Consider the following 23,960-nt stretch of genomic DNA (forward strand, 5'->3'; position numbering starts at 1 on the left):
GCCCCGCGCCCGGAGTGTGGCCCGCGTCACGAGCCCGCCTTGTAGTTCTGGCCGAGGACGACGGAGACGTTGGCGTTCGAGGTGACCTTGCCCTTCTGCACGGCGCTGGTGGGCAGGCCGAGGGTCTTGGCGACCTCGATCGCGTTCTCCTTGTCGCCGTCGTCGGCGTAGATGACCCGGGACGCGGCCTGGACGGCTCCGGTGCCGCCGTCGACGAAGCTGTAGCCGCCGTTGACGAGGGCGACGCGGGCCTGTGCCGCGGTGGCCTTGGAGCCGGTGGCGTTCTGGATGCCGACCCGGACGGCGTCGCCGGCCTGGGGGCTCTTCACGGTGCCGCCGAGCAGCGTCTTGACCACGGAGTCGTTGTTGTTCACGGTGCCGTCGGACCCGACCGGCAGCAGCGCGGTCTTGTAGGCACCTTCCTTGGCGCGGTCGGCGAGCTTGGCGAGGAAGCTGCCGAGGTCCTTGTCGGTCAGGGGCGGATCGAGGATCTGGGCGAGCGTCTGCACGGTGGTCGTCGCGGCCTGCGGGTCCGAGGACAGCTTGCGCAGCACGCCCTGCATCACCTGGCCGAACCGCTCCAGCTGGGCGTCCTGGGACTCGCCGGGGGCGCGGTAGGTGGCGTAGGCGACAGCCGTCTTGCCGCTGAGGGTCTGGTCCTCCCCCTTGTGGATGAGGGGGGAGCCGCCCTTCTTCTTGCCGCCGGGGTCGGGGACGTCGGCGTTGGTGGTGACCTCGATGTTGCCGACCAGCTCTACGAGGTTGTTGAGGTACGGGGTGTCGAGGCGCCAGGAGCCCTCGATCTTGGTGCCCAGGGCGGAGTCGATGGCGTCGCTGGTGCCCGAGGAGCCGTCGTCGGAGACCGACTTGGCGAGGGTGGTCGTGGAGCCGTCGTCGGAGGTCAGCCCGAGGGAGTTGGGCAGCAGGACGGTGGCGCCCTGCTTGAGGGTGGTGTTGTCGACGAGCAGCGCGGTGGAGGTGCCGCCGCCCTGGGTGTTGTGCAGATGGACGACGAGCACGTCACGGTTCTGGGCGCCGGTGGCCGTGGTCGTGGCGGACTTGCCGCCGGAGGAGGTGCCGGGCAAGACGCCCGAGTACCAGAGGTAGCCGACGCCGCCGACGGCCGCCAGGGCGACGACCACGACGAGGGCGACGACCCGGCTGCGGGCGCGGCGCTTGGCCTCCTCGCGGCGCTCGGTGCGGTTCTCGGTGAACTTCAGCCAGTCGATGACGTCTTCGGAGTCGCCGTCGGGCTCCTCGGCGAAGGCGAACTGCCCGTCGCCCGCGTCGGGGTCACCGTGCGGCTTCTTCCGGGCGCTCCCGGACCGTCCGCTCGCGCCGCCTTCGGGGGCACCCGCGGGGTCGGCCGAGTCGTTGTCGGCCGGGCCCGCCTGCTGGGGGATGTAGGCGGTCTGCTCGGCAACACGCGGCTGCCGTCCGCTGGTTGAGGCCCGGCCGTACGGGTCGTAGCCGCCGGCCGTGGTGGTGCCGTACGGGTTGTAGGAGTCGTACGGCCCGGTGGACGGCTGCGTGCCGGTGTCGGTGTCGTAAGGGGGTTGCTGCTGACCGTGGTGATACGGCGGCTGGGGCTGCTGGGGGCCGCTCGCGTAGGGGTCGTAGCCGTAGCCCTGGGGCTGTTGATGGCCCTGGGGCTGCTGGTGCGCCTGCGTGCCGTAGGGGTCGTAGCCCTGCGGGGTGCGCTGGGTCGGCACCTGCCGGTACACAGGCTGCCCGAACTCGTCGTAGCCGACGAGTTCGTACTGGTCGCCGCCCGCGTACCCGTCGTATCGGTCGTTCACCGGTGCCCCTCTCGGCTCACTCGCCGCGGTACAGCTGGCGTTTGTCGATGTAACGCACCACACCGTCCGGCACCAGGTACCAGACGGGATCGCCCTTGGCGACTCTCGCACGGCAATCTGTGGACGAGATGGCCAGTGCGGGAACCTCGACCAGCGAGACGCCGCCCTCGGGCAGGCCCGGGTCGGCCAGGGTGTGGCCGGGGCGGGTGACGCCGATGAAGTGCGCCAGCGAGAACAACTCGTCCGTGTAGCGCCAGGTGAGGATCTGGCCCAGCGCGTCGGCACCGGTGATGAAGAAGAGGTCGGTGTCCGGGTTCAGGGCCTTCAGATCGCGCAGGGTGTCCGTGGTGTAGGTGGGACCGCCGCGGTCGATGTCGATGCGGCTGACCGAGAACTGTGGGTTCTCGGCGGTGGCGATGACCGTCATGAGATACCGGTCCTCGGCCGCGGAGACCTTGCGGTCGGTCTTCTGCCACGGCTGCCCGGTGGGCACGAACACCACCTCGTCGAGGTGGAACTGCGCGGCGACCTCACTGGCCGCGACAAGGTGCCCGTGGTGGATCGGGTCAAACGTTCCGCCCATGACGCCGAGCCGGCGTTTGCCCGGGTTGGACGGGCCGCTGCCGGGGCCGGTTCTCGTGCCCTTCGCAAGACCGGTGGGCATGTGGTGCTCTCCCATGCGTGCAGACCCTACCGGCCCGGCCGACGGGTACCGGCCGACAGGTCCCCGCGGGCGGCCGGGGCCGGACCCGGGGCCAATCTCAGCGGTCGCGGTTGAAGCGGGTGGTGATCCACAGCAGCAGAAGAAGGATGACGAGGGCGGCGCCGCCCGTCATGAAGGGGCTGATGCTCGCGTGGCGCTCGGTCTCGCCCTCGGCGAGGGTGGCCAACTGGGCAGCGGTGCTGTGGAAGCTCATCTTCAGCAGAACCTATCCGGTGTGGGCGGGATAAAGACGTCGGCTCATCGTATGCGGGTGCCGTCGCGTCGATCACGCCGACTCCGCCGTTCAGGCCGACGCCGCCGTCGCGCGCCGACTCCGGGGCAGGTCGGCTCCGGTCAGGCGGCTCCGGCGCCGGAACGGGGCACGGGCCGTCGGTGGCCGTGCGCCCGCGGGCCGTCACTTGCGCTTGTAGCCGCGCAGCAGGAACCACGCGGTGAGAATGCAGCCGAGGATCATCACGATCAGCACGACACGGAGCAGATCGCCCGCACCCTGTCGTTCGGCGGCCTGCGCGGCCTCGGTGAGCCAGGCGGCTGGCATGTGCTCCATGGGATCGCTCCTTACGGTGTGCTGCCCTGCCACGGTATCTCCGCCTAGGCTGGACTCCGCTTCGGGGGCACACAGGGTCGTCGCTCGTCGCGCGGTCGCGATCCGCGAGGGACCCACGAACCATCCGGCCTTCAGACACATGGGGGAACACATGTCCGACGACGGTCTTGGGCAGAACGCGTCCGGCCAGGGGCACGGAGCCGTGCCGAGCAGGCGGCGCCGGCGCTTTCCGGGGATCTCCTCACGCACGTACGAGCATCCGGCGGACCGTTCGGCCCTGGTGGCCCTGCGCAAGCTGAGCGGCTTCGACACGGTCTTCAAGGTGCTCAGCGGTCTGCTGCCCGAGCGGAGCCTGCGGCTGCTGTTCCTCTCCGACTCGGTGCGGGTCTCGGACGCGCAGTTCGCCCACCTCAACGACATGCTGCGGGACGCCTGTCACATCCTCGACGTGGACAAGGTCCCGCCGATGTACGTCACGCAGGACCCGCAGCCGAACGCGATGTGCATCGGCCTGGACGAGCCGATCATCGTCGTGACCACCGGGCTCGTGGAGCTCCTGGACGAGGAGGAGATGCGGGCGGTCGTGGGCCACGAGGTGGGGCACGCCCTCTCCGGCCACGCCGTCTACCGGACCATCCTGCTGTTCCTGACCAACCTCGCGGTGCGGGTCGCGTGGATCCCGCTGGGCAACCTCGCGATCATGGCGATCGTGACCGCGCTGCGGGAGTGGTTCCGCAAGTCGGAGCTGTCGGCCGACCGGGCCGGACTCCTGGTCGGCCAGGATCTTCAGGCCTCGATGCGCGGGCTGATGAAGATCGCGGGCGGCAACCATCTGCACGAGATGAACGTGGACGCCTTCCTGGAGCAGGCCGCGGAGTACGAGGCCGGGGGCGATCTGCGCGACTCCGTGCTGAAGATCCTGAACGTCCTGCCGCGTACGCATCCCTTCGCGGCGGTCCGCGCGGCCGAGCTGAAGCTGTGGGCCGAGTCCCGTGACCACCAGCGGATCATGGACGGTCACTACGACCGGCGCAGCGAGGACAAGGACACCTCGGTGTCGGACTCCTTCCGCCAGTCGGCCGCCCACTACGCGAACGATGTGAAGCAGTCCAAGGACCCGCTGATGAAGCTGGTCAGCGACCTGGCGGGCGGCGCGGGCGATCTCGGGGGCCGGGTACGGCGCGGCTTCACGGGCTTCGCGGGCGGCGCCCCCAAGGACGCCCCGCACGACCACGGCGACCACCGTGACGAGGACGGCGGCCCCGACGACAGCCGCCCGGGCGACGGCCACCCGGACGACGACACCGGCGGCGGCAAGGGCTGAGCCGCCCGCGCGGGCCGGGCACGGCTCCCGGCGGCCCGCCCGGGGCTCTGGCCGCCCGCTGGGGCCCCTGGGGGCCACCGGGGCCCGGAGGCCGCCCGCGGGTCTCCCCCGGCCTCAGACCCTCGGCTGCGCGCTGGAGGACAGGGTGCCGCACAGGGCCGTGGCGCTGTCCTTCTCGTACGGGTTGGTGCCCGGCGGTGCGCCCGCCTTGGCGGTCTGCCCCGCGAGCAGCGGGCTGAGGTGGTCCGCGGTGTCCCCGCCGCAGGCGAGCGGGCCCGCCTGGACGTACGAGGTGAGCAGCTCGGCCTGGTGCGTCCGCAGGTCGTCGCGGTCGAAGCGGAAGGTCAGCTCGCGCCGCACGGTGACCAGCGAGGACTTCGCCCTGGCATCCGCGCCGGCCGGCTTCAGCGCGTAGACGAGGGTGTGGTCGGCGGTGACCTCCAGGGCGTCGGAGCTGGGCTCCACCGCCTGGAGCGTGCCCTGGACGCGGATCCGGTGGTCGGCCAGCTGCGCGTGCGCGGGGTCGAAGCGGACGAGCCAGCCGGTGGGCGAGTGCCGCCCGTCCGCGGCCGGGCGGTAGAAGCTCTGGTCGAACTGGTCGAGCTGCTGGGGGGCGACCAGGAGGCGCACCCCGCGCACGGTGTCGCCGGTGAGGACGTCCGGGTCGAGCGAGGACGCCACGAGGTAGTCCTTCGCGATGGTGACGGCGGCGACGACCTGGCTCTCGGAGAAGTGCGCGGTGCGCCGGACCGGGGGCAGGGTGAAGCCCTCGGCGCCGATGCGGAACTGGGCTGCGGGGCTGTGGTCGTACAGGGCCTCGGGGTTCGTGGCGCCGGGCACGGCGGACTGGGGGGCCAGTGGTATCACGGTCATCCGCAGCTGTTCGACGATCTGGGCCTTGGGCAGCTGGGTCGGGTGGCGCACTCCCATGTAGACGGCCGTGCCGAAGGCGAGGGCGACCAGCAGGACGAGGAGCAGCGCCTGCCGGGGCAGTCCGCGGTGCAGCGGCGGGCGGCGGCGGACGGCCGGGGCGTGGTCGGCCATGCGCTCCTGCGCGGAGTACTCCTGGAGGCGGGCAGCCCGGACGAACGACTCGTCGAACACGACGGATCGGTACTCGTCCTCGCCACCACCGGGAGCACCCTCGGGCGTCCCCTCAGGTGGGTCTCCAGGCCCGCCCATACTTTCAGAGTAGGTCTCCCGGAGCTCCGGTAAACGCCCTGGTACACGACAACTTCTGACAGGTTCTCACCAGGTTTTCGAACGGAATCCCGAGCGGACCTCAGGGCGTCCGCGGTACGGCCGAGAAGGCCGGGGGCGAGCTCTCCGCGGAGATCGAGGGGCCCGGGGCGACTCTGGTGCCCTGGCCCTGCTCCAGACCCGTCGGGGCGGTCGGCGGGACCTCCTGCCGGCCCGCGGACCCGCCCCGGTAGACCGCGGTGAAGGCCAGCGCGACCATGCCTATGCCCATCACGAGGGCGAGCATCCAGGCGACCGGGCGGTGCCAGCGGGCGCCCTTGCCGTACGGCCTGCCCCAGTAGCCCGAGGGGCCGTAGCGGCCTTCCAGGAACTCCGCGTCGTCCAGGTCGTCGAGTTCGCGGTGGTGGGCGAAGACGGCGTCCTCGTCGGGGTCGAACCCTTCGTCGCCGTGGGTGCCCCGGCTGTGCGCCCGGCGGGCCTCGGCCTCCTGGGCCTCCGCGCGGGCCTGTGCGGCGGCGAGGAGTCTCTCCACGGCTGTCGGTTCGTGGACCACGGCCGCCCGTACGAAGGCCTCGTCGAAGACCACGGAGGCGAACTCTTCGTCCATACCTCCGCGGTCGCGGTCGTCGTCGGGCTCCCGGCCGTCAGCGAACGGCGTGCCCCCCACGTCCTCCGGCACGGATCCAGAGTAGACCTGAGGGGTCAATTTGGGCAGACGGTAAGGAAATTCAACCGCCTGGCGAGACGGGATTCACAGGTGGTTGCCAGGGGCGAGGGACCGCCCCTGGCCGAGCGCCCGCTCAGCGCCGTACATGCCCGTCGCCGGTGACGATGTACTTGGTGCTGGTCAGCTCCGGCAGGCCCATCGGGCCCCTGGCGTGCAGCTTCTGCGTGGAGATGCCGATCTCCGCGCCGAAGCCGAACTGGCCGCCGTCGGTGAAGCGCGTCGAGGCGTTCACGGCGACCGTGGTCGAGTCGACCAGTTGGGTGAATCGGCGGGCGGCCTGCTGCGAGGTGGTGACGATCGCCTCGGTGTGACCGGAGCTCCACAGCCGGATGTGCTGCACGGCCTTGTCCAGGGAGTCCACGACCGCGGCGGCGATGTCGTACGACAGGTACTCGGTGTCCCAGTCCTCCGGCGTGGCCTCCACCACCGTGGCCCGGGAGTCCTTGGCGTAGGCCGTCACCCGCGCGTCGGCGTGCACGGTGACCCCGGCGTCCGCGAGGGCGTCCAGGGCGCGCGGCAGGAACTCGGGGGCGATGTCCTGGTGGACGAGGAGCGTCTCGGCGGCGTTGCACACGCTCACCCGATGGGCCTTGGAGTTGATCAGGATCTCGATCGCCATGTCGATGTCGGCCTGGGCGTCGACGTAGACATGGCAGTTGCCGGTGCCGGTCTCGATCACCGGGACCGTGGACTCCTCCACCACCGTGCGGATCAGGGAGGCGCCGCCGCGCGGGATGAGCACGTCGACCAGGCCGCGGGCGCGCATCAGCTCGTGCACCGACTCGCGGCTCTCCCCGGGGACGAGCTGGACGGCGTCGGCGGGCAGCCCCGCGCCGCCCACCGCGTCACGCAGCACCCGTACGAGGGCGGTGTTCGATTCGTAGGCGGAGGACGAGCCGCGCAGCAGCACCGCGTTCCCGGACTTCAGGCACAGGGCGGCGGCGTCGACCGTCACGTTCGGCCGGGCCTCGTAGATGATGCCGACGACGCCGAGCGGAACGCGGACCTGGCGCAGGTCGATGCCGTTGGGCAGGGTGGAGCCGCGCACGACCTCGCCGACCGGGTCGGGCAGGGCGGCGACGTCCCGCACATCGGAGGCGATGGCACGGATCCGCTCGGGCGTGAGGGTCAGCCGGTCGATGATCGCCTCGCTGGTGCCGGCCTCGCGGGCCTTGGCGATGTCCTTGGCGTTCGCCTCGACGATCTCACTCGTACGGACCTCCAGGGCGTCCGCGACGGCGAGCAGCGCGTCGTCCTTGTCCGCACGCGGCAGCGGCGCGAGGTCGGCGGCGGCGGCCCGGGCCCGGTAGGCGGTCTGGGCGACCGGGGACATGGAGTCGTACGGCAGGAGCGTGGTCATGAGGGAAGGGTAGTGCGCGGGCGCGGCCGACCGGCGTACGTCTTGCACCCCGAGACGCCCTCAAAACGGGTGAACTCCGACCGGTGTCGCCCGCGGCGGTCCCTGCCCCTCGGCGACCCGCTGATGGTAGGTGTCGCGGTCGATGACCTCCAGGCCGACGATCTCCCAGGGCGGGAGTCCCGCGCTGCGGCGGTGCTCGCCCCACAGCCGCAGTGCGACCGCGGCGGCGTCGTGCAGGTCGCGGGCCTCCTCCCAGTAGCGGATCTCCGCGTGGTCGCCCGCGTAGCGGCTGGTCAGCAGGAAGGGGTGGTCGTGGGCGAGTTGTTCCAGGGCGCGCCGTACCTCGGTCAGCGGCGCCTCGTCTCCGGCGAGGCTGAGCGTGACATGCCACAGGCGGGGGACATCGCCGGGCTCTTCGCAGGCGTGACCGGCCGCGACGCTGGTCAGTGCGCGCTCCTCGCCCGCCGCACGGGGGGCACCGCCGCGAACGGTGCCGGAGGTGCCACGACCGCGGGACGTCGCCGCTCCAGGGCGCACTCGTCTCACGACGGCCTCCTTTGCAGTGCTCGTGTCCGTGCTCGTGCGGAATGGGTTCCCGAGACAAAGTTGAGCAGGCCGCACGGGTCCGCGGGGCGGTTTTACGGAACGTCCCCCACCGGACCGCCCCGCAATGCGGGCTTTTCGAGCCGTTACGGGTGCAGGAGGACCAGGTCGTCCCGGTGGACGACCTCACGTTCGTAGGCGGGACCCAATTCGCGCGCCAGTTCCCGCGTCGAGCGGCCGATCAGCCGGGGGATCTCCTTGGCGTCGAAATTCACGAGCCCGCGCGCCACCGCCCGCCCCTGGCTGTCACGCAGTTCCACGGGGTCTCCGGCGGTGAACTCGCCCTCGACCGCCGCGATGCCGGCCGGCAGCAGCGAGGTGCGGCGTTCGACGACCGCGCGCACGGCCCCGTCGTCGAGCACGAGGGCGCCCTGCGGGGTGGAGGCGTGCTGCAGCCACAGCAGCCGGTCGGCGGAGCGCTTGCCGGTCGGATGGAAGTAGGTGCCCGTGTCGCGGCCCGCGAGGGCGTCGGCGGCGTGCACGGCGGAGGTGAGCACCACGGGGATGCCGGCCGCCGCGGCGATCCGGGCCGCCTCGACCTTGGTGACCATGCCTCCGGTGCCGACGCCCGCCTTGCCCGCGCTGCCGATCTCCACGTGCGCGAGGTCCTCCGGCCCCCGCACCTCCGCTATCCGTGAGGTGCCGGGCCTGCTCGGGTCCCCGTCGTAGACACCGTCCACGTCCGACAGCAGGACCAGCAGATCGGCGTGGACGAGGTGGGCGACGAGCGCGGCGAGCCGGTCGTTGTCGCCGAAGCGGATCTCGTCCGTGGCGACCGTGTCGTTCTCGTTGACGACCGGCAGGGCGCCCATCGCGAGGAGCTTGTCGAGGGTGCGGGAGGCGTTGCGGTGGTGGGCGCGGCGGCTGGTGTCGTCGGAGGTGAGCAGCACCTGGCCGACACGGATGCCGTGGCGGGCGCAGGAGGCTGTGTAGCGGGCCACCAGCAGACCCTGTCCGACGCTGGCGGCGGCCTGCTGCCGGGCCAGGTCCCGGGGGCGGCGGCGCAGCCCGAGCGGGGCGAGGCCGGCCGCGATGGCGCCGGAGGAGACGAGGACGATCTCCTTCTCTCCCCCGCTGCGGTGCTTGGCAAGGACGTCCACGAGGGCGTCGACACGATCGGCGTCGAGCCCGCCCGTGGCCGTGGTCAGCGACGACGAGCCCACCTTGACGACGATCCTGTGGGCCTCGCTCACGGCCTGCCTTGCCCCTGACACCTTGCCCTCGGTTCCCTCACGTCGATGCGCCTGCCCCGCCCCGCAATCTACGCGAAGGGGGCCGGGCACCGTGCATCGGTCCAGTGGGCGGACCATCGGGGAGTGACCGGGGGCTCACGCCCGGTCTCAGGCCGCGCGGCGGACCTTGAGCACCTTCCGGGCGGCCTTGCGCAGCCGCGGGAAGGCGACCGACGTCGTCGCCTTGAACGCCTCGATGGTGACCGTCTCGCGGGTCGTCGGCACGAACCAGTCGTCCGGGAGCCCCGCCGCGCGGTCACGGAAGTGCGGGTAGGCGAGATACGCCTTGCCGGCGCGGGCGTCCAGATGGGCGGTGGGGGCCTTCTTCGCCTTCACGAACTGGACGACGTCGGCGAGCAGATCGGCCCGGCCCCGCGCCACCAGGTGCAGCCGCAGCCGTTCGTTGACCTTGAGCCGGCGGGCGATGCCCTCGTGCCAGTAGGCGTCCATGAGCGGCTTCGCCAGTTCGAGCTTGTGGGCGCGGACCTCCTCGCTGTCCGTCAGGAAGCCGGGGCCGAACTGCGGAAGCAGGGTGATGAGGAAGGGGCGCAGCATCAGGGAGTCGCGGCGCGGCCCGGCCGGCACCATGTCGGCGATCAGCCGCATGAGGGCGCGGGCGGAGTCGAAGCGCAGGGTGTAGCTGCCGCTCTTGGTGACGTGCTTGCCGTCGTCGCGTCCCACCAGGTAGTAGCAGGTGTAGTCGGAGATCACGGAGACGCCGTCCGCGCGGAGGTACGCCTCCAGCGTGAACAGCGCGTCCTCGCCGGTCTTGAGCGTCTCGTCGAACCGCATGCCGTGCCGGGTGAGCAGCTCGTGGCGGAAGAGCTTCTGCGCGCTCAGCGTGAACTTGATCTGCGACGAGAAGACGTCGGTGCGCGGCAGGGTCTTGCCCCACATCGACTTCGGGGCGGTGCGGTTGACGCCGACGACCTTGCCGAGGACGACGTCCGTCCGCTGCTCGTCGGCCATGGCGACCATGCGCTCCAGCGCTTCGGTGCCGAGCCGGTCGTCCGCGTCGAGAAAGAAGACGTAGCGTCCGCGCGCCTTGCCGAGGCCGACGTTGCGGGGACCGCTGGGGCCGCCGGAGTTCTCCTGGTGGATGACGGTGACCGTCATGGGGGCCCGCTCGGCGAACTCGTCCAGGTAGTCCGCGGTGCCGTCGGTCGAACCGTCGTCGACCGCGATCACCTCGATGCGTGCGGGATCGAGGGTCTGGTCCTCGACGGACCGCAGACACTCCACCAGGTACGGCATCGCCTCGTACGCCCCGATGATCACACTCACATCAGGCTGCGCAACGGTCACACTTCCCCCTCGTCACGGGATCTCCCCGTATCGCATCGATCGCTTGACGACAAGACAGCCATCGGCGGACTGGGGTTGCCTTCGCCCGAAGGTTTCGTGGCGCAGGTCACATGGTGAACATACAGAAAACACCGTATGCGACTTCGGTAAGAAACGGGAAAGGACCCGGTTGCCGAGGAGTCCTCGGCAACCGGGCCCGGTGTCCCGTCGCGGTCAGCCCTTGATCGCGTCGCTCGCCTGGTCGGCGGTGCGCTGGCCGGGCACCGCGTTCGCGTTCCCGGCGGCGGCCGCCCGGCCGCCGGCCTCCTGGCCGCGGTTGCGGGCCTCGGCCTTCTGCGCCAGCTGGTGCACCGCGGAGTTGAACTGCTCCATGGACGTGGGCTCGTCCGGTCCGAGCAGATACCGCTTGAGCTCCTGGCGCTCGGCGGCCAGCGGGTCGGCCTCCGGCGCGCGCACGGCGGCCAGCAGCTCGGGCAGCTCGCGCGCCGAGTTCGACAGGATCACGGCCGCGCGCACCGCGGTGTTCTGCAGCTTGAACTCCTCGACGCCCAGCTCCGCGGAGTCGGTGACGGCGTACGGCTTGCCGCTCGCGATGAAGTCGGAGACCACGCTGGAGATGTCCGAGACCATCGCCTCGGAGACGTTGAAGCAGTCGTACAGGCGCGGCTCGGCACCCGTGATGACGCGGTGCTCCCAGCTGCCGAAGGAGCGCCAGTAGGCGTCGTTCCACTCGTCGCGCAGCCGCGCGATCCCCTCGTGCCGCGCGACGTCGACCACGCCGTCGCGGGTCGCCTCGGCCTCGTCGCCCCTGTCCCCGGTGGGCCCGGCCAGCTCGGCGAGGCGGGCCTCGATGCGCACCAGCTCGGCCTTGGCCTGCGCCTGGGCGGCGGCGTCGGTCGTGAAGCGCGCGTCGGCGGCGCGCTCGGCGGCGGCCTTCTCGACCAGGGCGGTGATCCGCCGGTGGGCGGCGGCCGCCTTGGTGCTGCGGGTGCCGGTGAACGGGTGCGGCTTGTACAGGACGCGGACCGGCGGGTCGGCCTGGACCAGGGCGCGGACGATGTTCTCGCCGGCCAGCAGGATCGAGGTGTTGCCCGGGTTGTCGTCCCAGCCCTCCCAGGTGGGGGCGTAGAGGACCGTCGGGATGCGGTCCTCGGGCGCACCCGCCGCGGGCCGGATGGGCGCGAGCTGCGGCCGGCCGACCTCGACGATGTCGTCGTCGCGGACGCCCACGTCGGCGATGGCATAGCGGTCGCGGCCCGCGCGGCCGGCGGTCCACACCTCGTCGTACACCTTGCTGAACGGGTTGACGCTGGCGAGCTTGTCGCTGTCGCCGTGGCCGATGAACACGTGCTTCATGGTGGGCACGCGCAGCATGTGGATGTTCTTGCCGACGTTCGCCGCGTACAGCGCGACTTGCACGCTGGACAGGTCCATGTTCATCAGGTGCACCCCTCCGGGCACGCAGACGACGGGGACCGTGGTCGGCGCGAGGTTCTGCAGGATGGCGCGCTCGCGCAGGAGGATCAGCGGGCGGGTCTCCAGCTGCTCCATCGTCTGCAGCCACATGTTCACCTGGTACGCGGAGTCCTTGGACCCCGAGAAGTACAACACCGTCTGCGGGCGGTACTCGCGCAGCCAGCCGTCGACGGCCGCGAGCACCCGCTCCGCCCTGGGCGGGGACTTCTTGCCGCGCACATAGGGGACGAGCGCGGCGACGTAGAGGAAGGCCAGCGCCAGGGTGACCACGGCGCCCACGTAGCCGTAGACGTTCGTGCCCGTGGCCGCCGTGACGAGCAGACCGGCGACCGCCACCAGGTCGAGGTGGAGCATCTTCTCCGCGGCGCGGTTGAGCAGCCCCCGCGGCGGGGCGTCCGGGATGCGGATCCGCGAGCCGAGGTCCACGTTACGGGTGGCGACCGGCATCCGGCGGCGGTTGCGGATCAGCGTGACCAGGGCGCCGTGCGGGGCCTGGAAGGCGTAGAAGGCGAGGAAGCACGCGATCGCGACATAGAAGACCAGGTCCGCGAGGGGGGCCCGGGCCAGGAGCAGGACCAGCAACAGCTGCCGGATCAGGAACCGGATGGACAGACCGGCCCGCACCTTGCTGAGGCGGCTGATCAGATAGCTGCCGCGCCGGTGCAGATAGTGGTCCGCCAGGTACGTCACTGCGGCCGCGGCCGCGAAGGCACCGACGCTCGGGAGGAGCGCGGCCAGCATGAGCGCGGGATAGCCCAGCATCATGAGGGCCGCCGCGGCCAGCTCGGCCGCACTGCCCACCCGGGCAACGCGTATAGCGGTGGAAATCACGGATGAACCTGCTCTTGAAGGGGAGTGCCGGTGGAAGTACGGATGAAGCGATTCGAAAAGCAGTGGGAAAGCGATGGAAAGGACTAGGGAAAGCGGTTCGGAGAGAGACTTTGAATGAGGCTCGGAAAGGAGCTCCTGAAATGCCCGGGGAAGGAATCCGGAACGGAATCTCTGCGGTGTTTCCGGACCGGAGTTCTACGGCTCAGGCCCCTGTGCCCGCACGTTCGCCGCGCCATCACAGAGGCCTGAGTTCCGGAACACCGGTGAACCGCTGATTACGCCACGCCGTCCTGACGGTCCAGGACGGCGGCCAGGGCCGCCTCGAAGCCGGACGCCCTGCCCGCGCCGGCCGTCGGGTCCTGCTGGCGCACGTCGATGACATGGCCGGTGAGTTCGGAGACGAGGACGTCGAGCGAGGCGCGCGCCACGGCCTCGGAGGACAGCAGCGACCCCGTGGGCTCCTGGCCGAAGGCCTTGGTGCGCATCGGGGTGGCGGTGCGCTCCGGGTTGATGCAGTTGACGCGGATGCCGTCGGCGGCCCACTCGTCGGACAGGGCCTGGGTGAGGTTCACCATGGCGGCCTTGGTCGAGGAGTACAGGCTGTACTCGGCGCGGCCGCGGGTGTAGCTGCTGGAGGTGTACAGCAGCAGCTGGCCGCCGCTCTCGGCGAGGTACTTGTAGGAGGAGCGGGCGATCTGCACCGGCGCCAGGTAGTTGACCTTCAGCGCTTCCTCGATGGTGGCGTTGTCGGTCTCCGCGAGCTTGCCGATGCGCAGCACGCCGGCGGTGTTGACGACGTAGTCGATGCGCCCGGTCTCGGCGTACGCCTTGGACAGCGCGTCGTCGACCTCCTCCGGGTTCTCGACATGGGTACCGGTGGTGGAACGGCCCAGCGCGTACACCGTGGCACCGTAGGAGCGGGCCAGGTCGGCGATGTCCTGGCCGATGCCGTACGAGCCGCCGAAGACGATCACGGTCTTGCCGGTGAGGAGTTCCCGGTAGACCTCCTCGCCGTTCTGCTCCGGCGCGGTGGTGGAGGCGAGCTGGAACAGCTTGTCGGCGATGAAGACGTCGACGGGCTGAGTGACCTTCATGTTGTACTCGTCACCCGCCACGACATGGATCGGCACGTCCGGCAGGTACTTGAGCACGACGCTGCAGTCGTCGGTGGCCTGGAAGTTGGGGTCGCCGGCGGCGACCTCGTAGGCGCGGCGGATCGTGGACAGCTTGAACGCCTGCGGGGTCTGGCCACGGCGCAGCCGGGAGCGGTCCGGGATCTCGGTGATGAACTCGCCGTCCTCGCCGTGCGTGCGGGTGACGATGATGGTGTCCGCGGAGGGGATGGCGACGTCCACGGCCTGGTAGCGCTCCAGGGCCGCGACGCAGTCGTCGATGACCCGCTGCGACAGCAGGGGGCGCACGGCGTCGTGGAACAGGACGTTGCGGTCCTCGCCCTCGGCCAGGCCCTCGCCGAGCACGGCGATGGCACGCTCGGTTGTCTCGTTGCGGGTCGTTCCGCCCTCGATGATGTGCTTCACCTTGGTGACGCCCGCCTTGGCGACGATCTTCTCGACGTCCGCCACATAGCCCGGAGCCATCAGCACGATGATGTCGTCGATCGAGTCGGCGCTCTCGAAGGTGGTCAGCGTGTGCTCGATCACCGCCTTGCCGGCGATCTTCAGCAGCTGCTTCGGAATCGACAGACCCACGCGCTGACCGGTGCCACCAGCCAGGATCACTGCGGTGGTACGGGGCTTGGCTATGCGCTCAGACACAGGTGACCTACCTCGGGGCTTCAGGGAACCGTCGGATGGTCCCACTTTCGGTAAGCGGAGTGCAAGGTGAGCGCCGTCTGATGCATATGTACGCGCAACCTGTTATTTACCTTGCACCGTCCGTCATTGCCGAGAGGCTGGGGCGAATTGCCCGGATTTGCCGTGAGTGACTCCACACGTTTCTCACGCGATATCGCCGCCCTTTACCCGTGTTGCATTCCGGTCACGACGGACGGGAGCAGGGGCTGCTCACCGAGGGCAGCCACGCCTGAGCGTTCGGTGACCGAGTGCGGGATGGGCCGTCGTGTCGACGGGCAGAGGTCGAAGAAAGAGTAAGAGGCGTTCCTGAGACAAAGGTGAGAGGAGCCCGGGACACGGACGCGTCCCGGGCTCCTGTCGTACGGGCCTGTGTGCCGCGACTCACAGCAGTCGCACGCCGGGCACACCCGACTCGACCCGCAGCCGGGCGAAGGTGCTGGAGGCGGCCTCCGGTCGCAGCACGGTCTCCGGGACCCGCACCGCCGCGTCGATGCCGTCGGGGCGGATGTCGAAGAGGTGGTAGCCGCGGTGGGCGTCGATCAGCTTCCAGTGCGGGTTGTCCGCCATCCGCGGATCCCACGCGCGATGGAAGGCGTCCAGGTTCTGGTCGCCGCCGCTGGAGATCGAGGTGCCGACGAACTCGGCGCCCACCACGGCCGAGCCGGGATCCGCGAAGTCCCGCTTGAGATCGCTGATCATCGTCAGATGGCGGTCGCCGGAGAGCACCACCGGGTTGCGGACGGTCGTGAACTCCTGCATCAGGGAGTTGCGTTCGCGCTGGTAGCCGTCCCAGGCGTCGTAGTACCACAGCTTGCCCGGGCCGGTCCGGAGGTCGGTCTCGGCCATCATGATCTGCGAGGCGACCAGGTTCCAGTGGGCCGGCGAGCGGTGCAGTCCGTCCAGCAGCCACTGCTTCTGCCGGCCGCCCAGCATGGTCGTCGTGGGGTCCTCGGCACCCTCCTGGCCGGTCGCCTGGTTGCTGCGGAACTGCCGGGTGTCCAGAACGCTGAGCCGGGCCAGGCGGCCGAACTCCAGGCGCCGGTACATCTGGATGTGCGCACCCGTGGGGATCGCGCTCGCCCGCAGCGGCATGTGCTCGTAGTACGCCTGGTAGGCGGCGGCCAGCCGGGCCGCGAAGGCGTCGTGCGACTGCTTGCCGGGGTCCTGCGGGACCTGGCCCGCGTAGTCGTTGTCCACCTCGTGGTCGTCGAAGGTCACCACCCAGGGCGCGGCGGCGTGCATCGCGGCGAGGTGCGGGTCGGTGCGGTACTGGGCGTGGCGATTGCGGTACTGGACCAGGCTGTACGGTTCGTCGCCGCCCTCGTGACGGCGCACCGCAGTGGCGGAGGGTCGGGACTCGTAGATGTAGTCGCCGACGAACAGCACGATGTCCGGGTCCTGGTCGAGCATGTCGGCGTACGGCGTGAAGTAGCCGTACTGCCAGTTCTGGCAGGAGGCGAGCGCGATGCGCAGATGTCCGCCGGAGCGGTCCGAGGGGGGAGCGGTCCGGGTGCGCCCGGCGGGTGAGACCTGGCCGCCGGCGCGGAAGCGGTACCAGTACGTGCGGCCGGCCCCCAGTCCGCGGACGTCGACGTGGACGCTGTGGCCGCTCTCCGGCAGCGCCGGGGCGGTGCCGCGCCGTACGCCGGTGCGGAACCGCTCGTCCTCGGCGATCTCCCACTCCACCAGGACCGGCCGCGCGGGCATGTCGCCGCCGTTCAGCGGGGCGGGGGCGAGCCGGGTCCACAGCACGATGCCGTCGGGCAACGGGTCCCCGGAGGCGACGCCGAGGCTGAACACGCCGTCGGGCAGCGGGGATTCCGCGGCGCGCACGGACCGCGGCCGCCATAACTGGGCGGTGGCGCCGGCACCGAGTACCGCGGCGCCCGCCGCGAGAAGGCGTCGGCGATCGGGCAGGGCTGGTCCGGTCATGGGCGAACTCCCTTGCGTCGGTGGCCTCGCGGACAGAGGGAGGCTCACCGGCGGGGCGACCCGACCGCTGAACGATGCACAGCGCGGGCATGACAACCGCATGAAGGGCGACCGGGGGCACGTACGCAAAGGCCGGGGTGGCGGCCGTCAGTACGGCCACCACCCCGGCCCTGCTACAGGTCCGCGGGTTCCGCGGAACCCGCCGTCCGTCAGAACGGCTCGAAGTCGTCGAACTCCTGGAGGACCTCGTCCCGCTCAGCCTGCCGGTCCTTGCGCCGCTGCGAGGCGGGCCGCTGCGCCTCGAACCGGTGGTCCTCACCCCGTCGGCCGAGCATCTCCGCACCGGCCGTGACCGTCGGCTCCCAGTCGAAGACGACCGCGTTGTCCTCGGGTCCGATGGCGACGCCGTCGCCGGACCGGGCGCCCGCCTTCATCAGCGCTGCCTCGACACCGAGTCGGTTGAGCCGGTCGGCGAGGTAGCCGACGGCCTCGTCGTTGTTGAAGTCGGTCTGCCGCACCCAGCGCTCGGGCTTCTCGCCGCGCACCCGGAACAGCCCCTCGTCCTCGCGCGTCACCGTGAAGCCCGCGTCGTCCACGGCCTTCGGCCGGATGACGATCCGCGTCGCCTCCTCCTTCGGCTTGGCGGCGCGGGCCCTCGCGACCAGGTCGGCGAGGGCGAACGAGAGCTCCCTGAGCCCGAGATGGGCCACGGCGGACACCTCGAAGACGCGGTAGCCACGCGACTCCAGGTCCGGTCGCACCATCTCGGCCAGGTCCTTGCCGTCCGGAACGTCGGTCTTGTTGAGGACGACGATGCGAGGGCGGTTGTCCAGCCCGCCGTACTCGCGCAGCTCGGCCTCGATGATGTCGAGGTCGGAGACGGGATCGCGGTCGGACTCCAGGGTGGCCGTGTCCAGCACGTGCACGAGCACGCTGCACCGCTCGACGTGCCGCAGGAACTCCAGGCCGAGCCCCTTGCCCTGGCTGGCGCCCGGGATGAGCCCCGGCACGTCGGCGATCGTGTAGACGGTCTCGCCCGCGGTGACCACGCCCAGGTTCGGGACGAGGGTGGTGAACGGGTAGTCGGCGATCTTCGGCTTGGCCGCGGACAGCACGGAGATCAGCGAGGACTTGCCCGCGCTGGGGTAGCCGACGAGGGCCACGTCCGCGACCGTCTTCAGCTCCAGCACGATGTCCTGCAGATCGCCGGGCTCGCCGAGCAGCGCGAAGCCGGGCGCCTTGCGGCGGGCGGAGGCCAGCGCCGCGTTGCCGAGGCCGCCGCGGCCGCCCTGGGCGGCGACGTACGACGTCCCGTGCCCGACCAGGTCGGCCAGCACGTTGCCCGCCTTGTCGAGCACGACCGTGCCGTCCGGCACCGGCAGGAGCAGGTCCTGGCCGTCCTTGCCGGCGCGGAAGCCGCCCTCGCCGGGCTTGCCGTTGGTGGCCTTGCGGTGCGGGGAGTGGTGGTAGTCGAGAAGCGTGGTGACGGACTGGTCGACGGTGAGGATCACGTCGCCGCCCCGGCCGCCGTTGCCCCCGTCGGGGCCGCCGAGCGGCTTGAACTTCTCGCGGTGTACGGAGGCACAGCCGTGGCCTCCGCTACCCGCGGCGACATGGAGTTCGACGCGGTCCACGAAGGTGGTCATGGTGGGTGCCTCCAGAAACGTACGGGGTGTGCTTGAGTAACAAGCGAAAGGCGGACCCGCCTTCCCTACCGGGAAGTGAGGTCCGCCTCACGCAACGCTCTACGGCGCCTGAACCCGAAAGGGGATGTCTCAGGCGACCGGAACGATGTTCACGACTTTGCGGCCGCGGTGGGTACCGAACTCCACCGCACCGGGCTGCAGCGCGAACAGCGTGTCGTCGCCGCCGCGGCCGACGCCCGAGCCCGGGTGGAAGTGGGTGCCGCGCTGGCGGACCAGGATCTCACCCGCGCTGACGACCTGACCGCCGAAGCGCTTCACGCCGAGCCGCTGGGCGTTGGAGTCGCGACCGTTCCGGGTGGACGATGCGCCCTTCTTGTGTGCCATTTCTCCTCAGTCCCTTACTTCGCAGCCGCGGGGATCGACGTGACCTTGATCGCCGTGTACTGCTGGCGGTGGCCCTGCCGACGACGGTAGCCGGTCTTGTTCTTGTAGCGCAGAATGTCGATCTTCTGGCCCTTGTGGTGGTCCACGACCTCAGCCTGGACCTTGATGCCGGCCAGCACCCACGGGTCGCTGGTCACAGCGTCGCCGTCGACCACGAGCAGGGTCGAGAGCTCGACCGTGTCGCCAACCTTGGCAGTGGAAATCTTGTCAACCTCAACGATGTCGCCGACAGCAACCTTGTGCTGGCGACCACCGCTGCGCACGATGGCGTACACGCGGATCTCACTCTCATCACTCGGGAAACGGCACCCCCGCAGTCCAGCCGTCCGACACCGCGAACGGCCTCTCCCGAGGCGCCCGGCGCCCGGAAGGAAGAGGTTTACGGGGATGTGGCGCATCAGTGGACACGCCGACGGTCAAGGTTACGGGGACGGGCCTGACGGGTCAAACCGGGCTCGGCCTGACGACGTACGAAGCGGCCGGCGACTCCTCGAAGGCAGCGGCAGCGGCCACGTTGACGGCGCGTCGCACACCGCGGCGGCCCGCCCCGGGAGGTACCGGGGCGGGCCGCCGTCGTGCGATGCCGTGACCGTGGAGGGGTCGGTGGGTCAGTCCTCCGTGGTCACCGAGACCGTCGGCTGAGCCGGCTGCTCGGCGGCGGCCGTCTTCTTGGCGACCGTCTTCTTGGCCGCCGCCGTCTTGGCGGTGGTCTTCTTCGCGGCGGTCTTCTTGGCAGCCGTCTTCTTGGCCGTCGTCTTCTTCGTGGCGGCCTTCTTCGCCGTCGCCTTCTTGGCGGTCTTGCGGGCCGCCTTCTTGGCGGGCGCGGACTCCTCGGCCTCGGCCTCGGCCTCCGCCTCCGCCGCCGGCTCCCCGGCCGGAGCCGGTTCCTCGGCCGCCGACGGGACGACCACGACGGCCGCCTCCTCGGAGGAGGTGGGCGCGGTGGACTTGCGCACGGCGCGACGGCGCGGACGGGCCGGAGTCGCGGCCTCGGCCGTCTCGACCGCCTCGGGGACCTCGACGGTCGCCACAGCCGCCGCGACAGGGGCCTCGGCCTGCGGTGCGGCCTCGCCGACCGTCACCACGGCCTCCGCGGGCGAACCTGCGGGCGCCGACACCCTGCGGGTCGCACGGCGGCGCGTACGGCCCTTGGGCGCGGCCTCCTCCTCGACCGGCGCGGGCGCCTCGACGACCGGGTCCTCGACCGCCACCGGCTCCGCCTCGGCGTCCTGCCGCGGCTTCGGAGCACGCTCGTCCTTACGGGACCTCGGCGCCCGCTCCTCGCTGCGCGGCGCGCCCGCGGGAGCCGATGCCCGCCGGGTCGCCCGGCGCCGCGAACGACCCCGGGAAGCGGCGGCCTCGGCCTCGGCGACGCTGCTGTACAGCTCCTCGTCGGGGGCGAACGCCGGCTCCGGCAGGGCGGCCGGGGCCGCGATCTCGGCAGCCACCTCGGCCTCGAACTCCGCGACGGCGGGAACCGCCTCGACGGCCTCCTCGACCTCCGCGGCCACGGCCTCGTGCGTCTCGGGCTCGGCCTCAGCACCGCCCCGGCCGCGCTTCTTGCGCTTGCCGCCGGTGGCGGACGGCTGCTCCATGTGCACGATCACGCCACGGCCGTTGCAGTGGACACAGGTCTCGGAGAAGGACTCCAGCAGACCCTGGCCGACCCGCTTACGGGTCATCTGCACGAGGCCCAGCGAGGTCACCTCGGCGACCTGGTGCTTCGTACGGTCGCGGCCCAGGCACTCCAGCAGACGCCGCAGCACGAGGTCGCGGTTGGACTCCAGGACCATGTCGATGAAGTCGATGACCACGATGCCGCCGAGGTCGCGCAGCCGCAGCTGGCGCACGATCTCCTCGGCCGCCTCCAGGTTGTTCCTGGTCACGGTCTCTTCGAGGTTGCCGCCCTGGCCGGTGAACTTGCCGGTGTTGACGTCGATCACGACCATGGCCTCGGTCTTGTCGATCACCAGCGAACCACCGCTGGGCAGCCAGACCTTGCGGTCCAGCGCCTTGGCGAGCTGCTCGTCGATCCGGTACGTGGCGAAGACGTCGACCTCGCTGGTCCACCGCTGCAGACGGTCGGCCAGGTCGGGCGCGACGTGCGCGACGTATCCGTGGACCGTCCCCCATGCCTCGTCACCGCTGACGATGACCTTGGAGAAGTCCTCGTTGAAGATGTCGCGCACGACCCGGACGGTCATGTCCGGCTCGCCGTACAGCAGCGTCGGCGCGTTGCCGTTCTTCGCCTTCTTCTGGATGTCCTCCCACTGCGCCTGCAGTCGCTCGACGTCCCGGCGCAGCTCGTCCTCGCTCGCGCCCTCGGCGGCGGTGCGCACGATGACGCCCGCGTCCTCGGGGACGATCTTCTTGAGGATGGTCTTCAGCCGGGCCCGCTCGGTGTCGGGCAGCTTGCGGCTGATGCCGGTCATGGAGCCTTCGGGGACGTACACCAGGTAGCGGCCCGGGAGGGAGACCTGGCTGGTCAGACGGGCACCCTTGTGTCCGATGGGGTCCTTGGTGACCTGCACCAGGACCGACTGCCCGGACTTGAGGGCGCTCTCGATGCGGCGCGGGCCGCCGGAGAGCCCGAGCGCCTCGAAGTTGACCTCACCGGCGTACAGGACGGCGTTGCGGCCCTTGCCGATGTCGATGAAGGCGGCCTCCATCGACGGCAGCACGTTCTGCACCTTGCCGAGGTAGACGTTGCCGACGTACGAGGTCGACTGCTCCTTGTTGACGTAGTGCTCGACGAGCACGCCGTCCTCCAGGACGCCGATCTGCGTGCGCTCACCGCTCTGCCGCACGACCATCACACGCTCGACGGCCTCGCGCCGGGCCAGGAACTCGGCCTCGGTGATGATCGGCACACGGCGACGGCCCTGCTCGCGTCCCTCACGGCGGCGCTGCTTCTTGGCCTCGAGACGGGTCGAGCCCTTGATGGATTGCACCTCGTCGGTGCCGTCACCGGAGCGCTCGTCCTTCTTGCGGGGCTCGCGCACCTTGACGACCGTGCGCTCCGGGTCGTCCGACGACGGCTCGCTGTCGACGCCGCTGTCACCGGCCCGGCGGCGGCGCCGACGGCGGCGACGGCTGCTGCTGGAGCCGCCGGCCGACGACTCCTCGCCGTGCTCCTCAGACGCGTCCTCGGCGTCCTCGGCGTCCTCGTCCAGCTGCTCGGCGGTGTCCTCGGCGTCCTGCGCGGCCTGCTCGGCGGTGAGCTCCTCGGCCTCCTCGCCCTCGGCGGCCTCGCCCCGACGGCGGCGACGGCCACCACGGCGGCGACGACGGCGCGAACCGGTCTCCTCCGTCTCGTCGGCCTCTTCGACCTCGGCGGACTCCTCCGGCTCCTCGGCCTCCTCCGCCTCGTCGGCGGTCTCGGGCGCCACGGCCACCGGCTCCTCGTCACCACCGCGGCGACGACGGCGACGGCGCTGACCGGCCGGCTCCTCCTCGACGACCGTCTCGTGCTGCTCCGCGGCCTCGGCGGCGGCAGCGGCGGCGGCCCGCTCCGGAGTCTGGAACATCGGCTCGGCGAACACCGGCGCCTGGAAGACGGCCACGGCGGGGCGCGCGGGGCGCTGTGCGGCCTCGGACGACTCGTCGCCGGCGGACCGCGCGGGCTCCGAGAACCCGGTGGCGGCCTTGCGCACGACGCGACGGCGGGAGCGGCGCGAGGCGGCCTCCTCGGCGACCGGCTCCGCCTGCGACGGGGCGGCCGCCGGTGCCTCGGGGGCCTCGGCGGCGGTCACGGGCGCCTCCTCGGGCGCTGCGGCGGTCTCGTCCGCGGGCGCCGACACCCGACGGGTGGCACGCCGACGGGCGCGACGGGGGGCCTCCTCGGCGGCGGGAGTCTCGGGGGTGGTCTCCTCGGCGGCCGCCGGTGCCTCGGGGGCGGCCTCCTCGGCGACGGGAGCCTCGACGATCTCGGCGGACTCGGGCGCTCCGGCGGGCGCGGACACGCGGCGCGTGGCACGGCGACGCGCACGGCGCGGGGCGGCCTCCTCAACCGACGGCTCGGTCTCCGCAGCGGCCGCGGGCGTCTCGACAGTCTCAGCCCCAGCGGCCACCACGACCTCCGCCACCTCGGCGGACTCGGGCGCTCCGGCAGGCGTCGACGCGCGGCGCGTGGCGCGACGGCGCGTACGAGCCGGAACCGCCGCCTCCTCAGCCTCGGCCGGGGTCTCCACGGCAGGCGCGGGCGCCTCGGCACCCTCCGCACCAGCGGCCATCACAACCTCCACCGTCTCAGCGGACTCGGGCGCACCGGTCGGCGCGGACGCGCGGCGCGTGGCGCGACGGCGCGTACGAGCCGGAGCGGCCTCCTCGGCCTCGGCCGGGGTCTCCACGGCAGGCGCGGGCGCCTCGGCACCCTCCGCACCAGCGGCCATCACAACCTCCACCGGCTCGGCGGACTCGGGCGCACCGGTCGGCGCGGACGCGCGGCGCGTGGCGCGGCGGCGCGTACGAGCCGGAGCGGCCTCCTCGGCCACCGGCTCCGTCGGCTCGGCCCCACCGGTGACGGCGGTCGCGGCCTCGGTCTCTTCGTTCTCTTCTGCCCCAGTGGCCTCGACGGCCTCCGCTGCCGGGGCGGCCTCGGCGGGCTGCCCGGTCGGTATGGCCGATGCCGCCCCGGTCACGACCTCGGTCGTCGTGGCCTCGGAGGTCACGGTGTCGGCCGCGGCCGTCGGCGGGCCCGCCGGACGCGACGCGGCACGGCGCCGACGGCGCGGCGGCAGGGTGTCGCTGGGGGTGTTGTTCTCGGAGCCCTCGGTGGGCTCGGTCGGTTCGAGCATGCGGGCGTTTCTCCCGTCAGGCTCCCGGGCGCCGTGCCTGGTCCGGCATCGCCGGTGACGTCCGCGGCTCGCGCGATGCGCGGTGCCGCCGTCCGGGGCGCGGGCGCCGCACGGGAGCTCTCTGTGTCTTGTCTCACCGGTTCCGTACGCCCATGTGCGCACGGCCTGGCGAAAGTCTTCTGGTCGATGCGCTGCCCGAC

18 protein-coding genes are annotated in these 23,960 nt (G+C 71.5%); 1 reads left to right on the top strand and 17 read right to left on the bottom strand.

Annotated features, from left to right (window positions below; translation table 11 throughout):
• Positions 1 to 26: 26 nt before the first annotated feature.
• The 4 genes from ACFYX0_RS05570 to ACFYX0_RS05585 form a co-directional block, all read right to left on the bottom strand.
• A complete protein-coding gene (locus ACFYX0_RS05570; protein WP_388966662.1) occupies positions 27 to 1,799 on the bottom strand; it encodes a LytR C-terminal domain-containing protein in 1,773 nt (590 codons plus the stop codon).
• Between the two features lie 16 nt (positions 1,800 to 1,815).
• Positions 1,816 to 2,478, bottom strand: a complete 663-nt coding sequence (gene nadD / locus ACFYX0_RS05575) for a nicotinate-nucleotide adenylyltransferase (RefSeq protein ID WP_388966665.1) — start codon at positions 2,476 to 2,478, stop codon at positions 1,816 to 1,818.
• 82 nt (positions 2,479 to 2,560) lie between these two features.
• Positions 2,561 to 2,716 carry a hypothetical protein gene (locus ACFYX0_RS05580; RefSeq protein ID WP_355919806.1) on the bottom strand — a complete coding sequence of 52 codons (156 nt, stop codon included), beginning with the start codon at positions 2,714 to 2,716 and terminating at the stop codon, positions 2,561 to 2,563.
• Between the two features lie 201 nt (positions 2,717 to 2,917).
• On the bottom strand, positions 2,918 to 3,070 hold the full coding sequence (locus ACFYX0_RS05585; protein WP_355919809.1) for a hypothetical protein: 153 nt from the start codon (positions 3,068 to 3,070) through the stop codon (positions 2,918 to 2,920).
• 151 nt (positions 3,071 to 3,221) lie between these two features.
• On the opposite strand from ACFYX0_RS05585, the gene ACFYX0_RS05590 reads away from it, so the two are divergent.
• Positions 3,222 to 4,394, top strand: coding sequence for a M48 family metallopeptidase (locus tag ACFYX0_RS05590; protein ID WP_388966667.1), 1,173 nt, complete (start codon positions 3,222 to 3,224; stop codon positions 4,392 to 4,394).
• Between the two features lie 114 nt (positions 4,395 to 4,508).
• On the opposite strand, the gene ACFYX0_RS05595 is transcribed toward ACFYX0_RS05590, so the two are convergent.
• From ACFYX0_RS05595 to ACFYX0_RS05655, 13 genes are all read right to left on the bottom strand, one after another.
• Positions 4,509 to 5,576, bottom strand: coding sequence for a hypothetical protein (locus ACFYX0_RS05595; protein ID WP_388966670.1), 1,068 nt, complete (start codon positions 5,574 to 5,576; stop codon positions 4,509 to 4,511).
• Positions 5,577 to 5,676: 100 nt separating this feature from the next.
• Positions 5,677 to 6,300 (bottom strand): hypothetical protein, encoded by a 624-nt coding sequence (locus tag ACFYX0_RS05600; protein ID WP_388966673.1) that lies wholly within the window; start codon positions 6,298 to 6,300, stop codon positions 5,677 to 5,679.
• A gap of 94 nt (positions 6,301 to 6,394) precedes the next feature.
• A complete protein-coding gene (locus ACFYX0_RS05605) occupies positions 6,395 to 7,681 on the bottom strand; it encodes a glutamate-5-semialdehyde dehydrogenase (RefSeq protein ID WP_388966676.1) in 1,287 nt (428 codons plus the stop codon).
• Positions 7,682 to 7,741: 60 nt separating this feature from the next.
• Entirely contained in the window at positions 7,742 to 8,227 is a 486-nt protein-coding gene (locus ACFYX0_RS05610) for a hypothetical protein (protein WP_355919824.1), read from the bottom strand.
• Positions 8,228 to 8,370: 143 nt separating this feature from the next.
• The gene (proB, locus tag ACFYX0_RS05615) at positions 8,371 to 9,477 is read right to left on the bottom strand and encodes a glutamate 5-kinase (RefSeq protein WP_388966678.1); all 1,107 of its coding nucleotides are present in this window, start codon (positions 9,475 to 9,477) and stop codon (positions 8,371 to 8,373) included.
• A gap of 147 nt (positions 9,478 to 9,624) precedes the next feature.
• Complete coding sequence (locus ACFYX0_RS05620) at positions 9,625 to 10,821, bottom strand: glycosyltransferase family 2 protein (RefSeq protein WP_388966681.1); 1,197 nt, start codon at positions 10,819 to 10,821, stop codon at positions 9,625 to 9,627.
• 213 nt (positions 10,822 to 11,034) lie between these two features.
• Positions 11,035 to 13,128 carry a hypothetical protein gene (locus ACFYX0_RS05625; RefSeq protein ID WP_388966684.1) on the bottom strand — a complete coding sequence of 698 codons (2,094 nt, stop codon included), beginning with the start codon at positions 13,126 to 13,128 and terminating at the stop codon, positions 11,035 to 11,037.
• Positions 13,129 to 13,403: 275 nt separating this feature from the next.
• Positions 13,404 to 14,903 carry a D-ribitol-5-phosphate cytidylyltransferase gene (locus tag ACFYX0_RS05630; RefSeq protein WP_388966686.1) on the bottom strand — a complete coding sequence of 500 codons (1,500 nt, stop codon included), beginning with the start codon at positions 14,901 to 14,903 and terminating at the stop codon, positions 13,404 to 13,406.
• 420 nt (positions 14,904 to 15,323) lie between these two features.
• Positions 15,324 to 16,874: an alkaline phosphatase D family protein gene (locus tag ACFYX0_RS05635; protein WP_388966688.1), complete on the bottom strand. Its 1,551-nt coding sequence runs from the start codon at positions 16,872 to 16,874 to the stop codon at positions 15,324 to 15,326.
• 209 nt (positions 16,875 to 17,083) lie between these two features.
• The gene (gene obgE / locus ACFYX0_RS05640; protein ID WP_388966691.1) at positions 17,084 to 18,520 is read right to left on the bottom strand and encodes a GTPase ObgE; all 1,437 of its coding nucleotides are present in this window, start codon (positions 18,518 to 18,520) and stop codon (positions 17,084 to 17,086) included.
• A 129-nt stretch (positions 18,521 to 18,649) separates the two neighbouring features.
• Positions 18,650 to 18,904 (bottom strand): 50S ribosomal protein L27, encoded by a 255-nt coding sequence (gene rpmA, locus ACFYX0_RS05645; RefSeq protein WP_388966694.1) that lies wholly within the window; start codon positions 18,902 to 18,904, stop codon positions 18,650 to 18,652.
• Positions 18,905 to 18,918: 14 nt separating this feature from the next.
• Entirely contained in the window at positions 18,919 to 19,239 is a 321-nt protein-coding gene (gene rplU, locus ACFYX0_RS05650) for a 50S ribosomal protein L21 (RefSeq protein WP_030749991.1), read from the bottom strand.
• A gap of 333 nt (positions 19,240 to 19,572) precedes the next feature.
• Positions 19,573 to 23,760, bottom strand: a complete 4,188-nt coding sequence (locus ACFYX0_RS05655) for a ribonuclease E/G (protein WP_388966696.1) — start codon at positions 23,758 to 23,760, stop codon at positions 19,573 to 19,575.
• Between the last annotated feature and the right edge of the window lie 200 nt (positions 23,761 to 23,960).

The organism is Streptomyces sp. NPDC002573 (assembly GCF_042889625.1).
Classification (GTDB): Bacteria; Actinomycetota; Actinomycetes; order Streptomycetales; family Streptomycetaceae; genus Streptomyces; species Streptomyces gibsoniae.

Coding starts and splice junctions, on each gene's coding strand:
- nadD (WP_388966665.1), bottom strand. CDS start 2,478: ATGGGAGAGCACCACATGCCCACCGGTCTTGCGAAGGGCACGAGAACC.
- ACFYX0_RS05580 (WP_355919806.1), bottom strand. CDS start 2,716: ATGAGCTTCCACAGCACCGCTGCCCAGTTGGCCACCCTCGCCGAGGGC.
- ACFYX0_RS05585 (WP_355919809.1), bottom strand. CDS start 3,070: ATGGAGCACATGCCAGCCGCCTGGCTCACCGAGGCCGCGCAGGCCGCC.
- ACFYX0_RS05590 (WP_388966667.1), top strand. CDS start 3,222: ATGTCCGACGACGGTCTTGGGCAGAACGCGTCCGGCCAGGGGCACGGA.
- ACFYX0_RS05595 (WP_388966670.1), bottom strand. CDS start 5,576: ATGGGCGGGCCTGGAGACCCACCTGAGGGGACGCCCGAGGGTGCTCCC.
- ACFYX0_RS05605 (WP_388966676.1), bottom strand. CDS start 7,681: ATGACCACGCTCCTGCCGTACGACTCCATGTCCCCGGTCGCCCAGACC.
- ACFYX0_RS05635 (WP_388966688.1), bottom strand. CDS start 16,874: ATGACCGGACCAGCCCTGCCCGATCGCCGACGCCTTCTCGCGGCGGGC.
- obgE (WP_388966691.1), bottom strand. CDS start 18,520: ATGACCACCTTCGTGGACCGCGTCGAACTCCATGTCGCCGCGGGTAGC.
- rpmA (WP_388966694.1), bottom strand. CDS start 18,904: ATGGCACACAAGAAGGGCGCATCGTCCACCCGGAACGGTCGCGACTCC.
- ACFYX0_RS05655 (WP_388966696.1), bottom strand. CDS start 23,760: ATGCTCGAACCGACCGAGCCCACCGAGGGCTCCGAGAACAACACCCCC.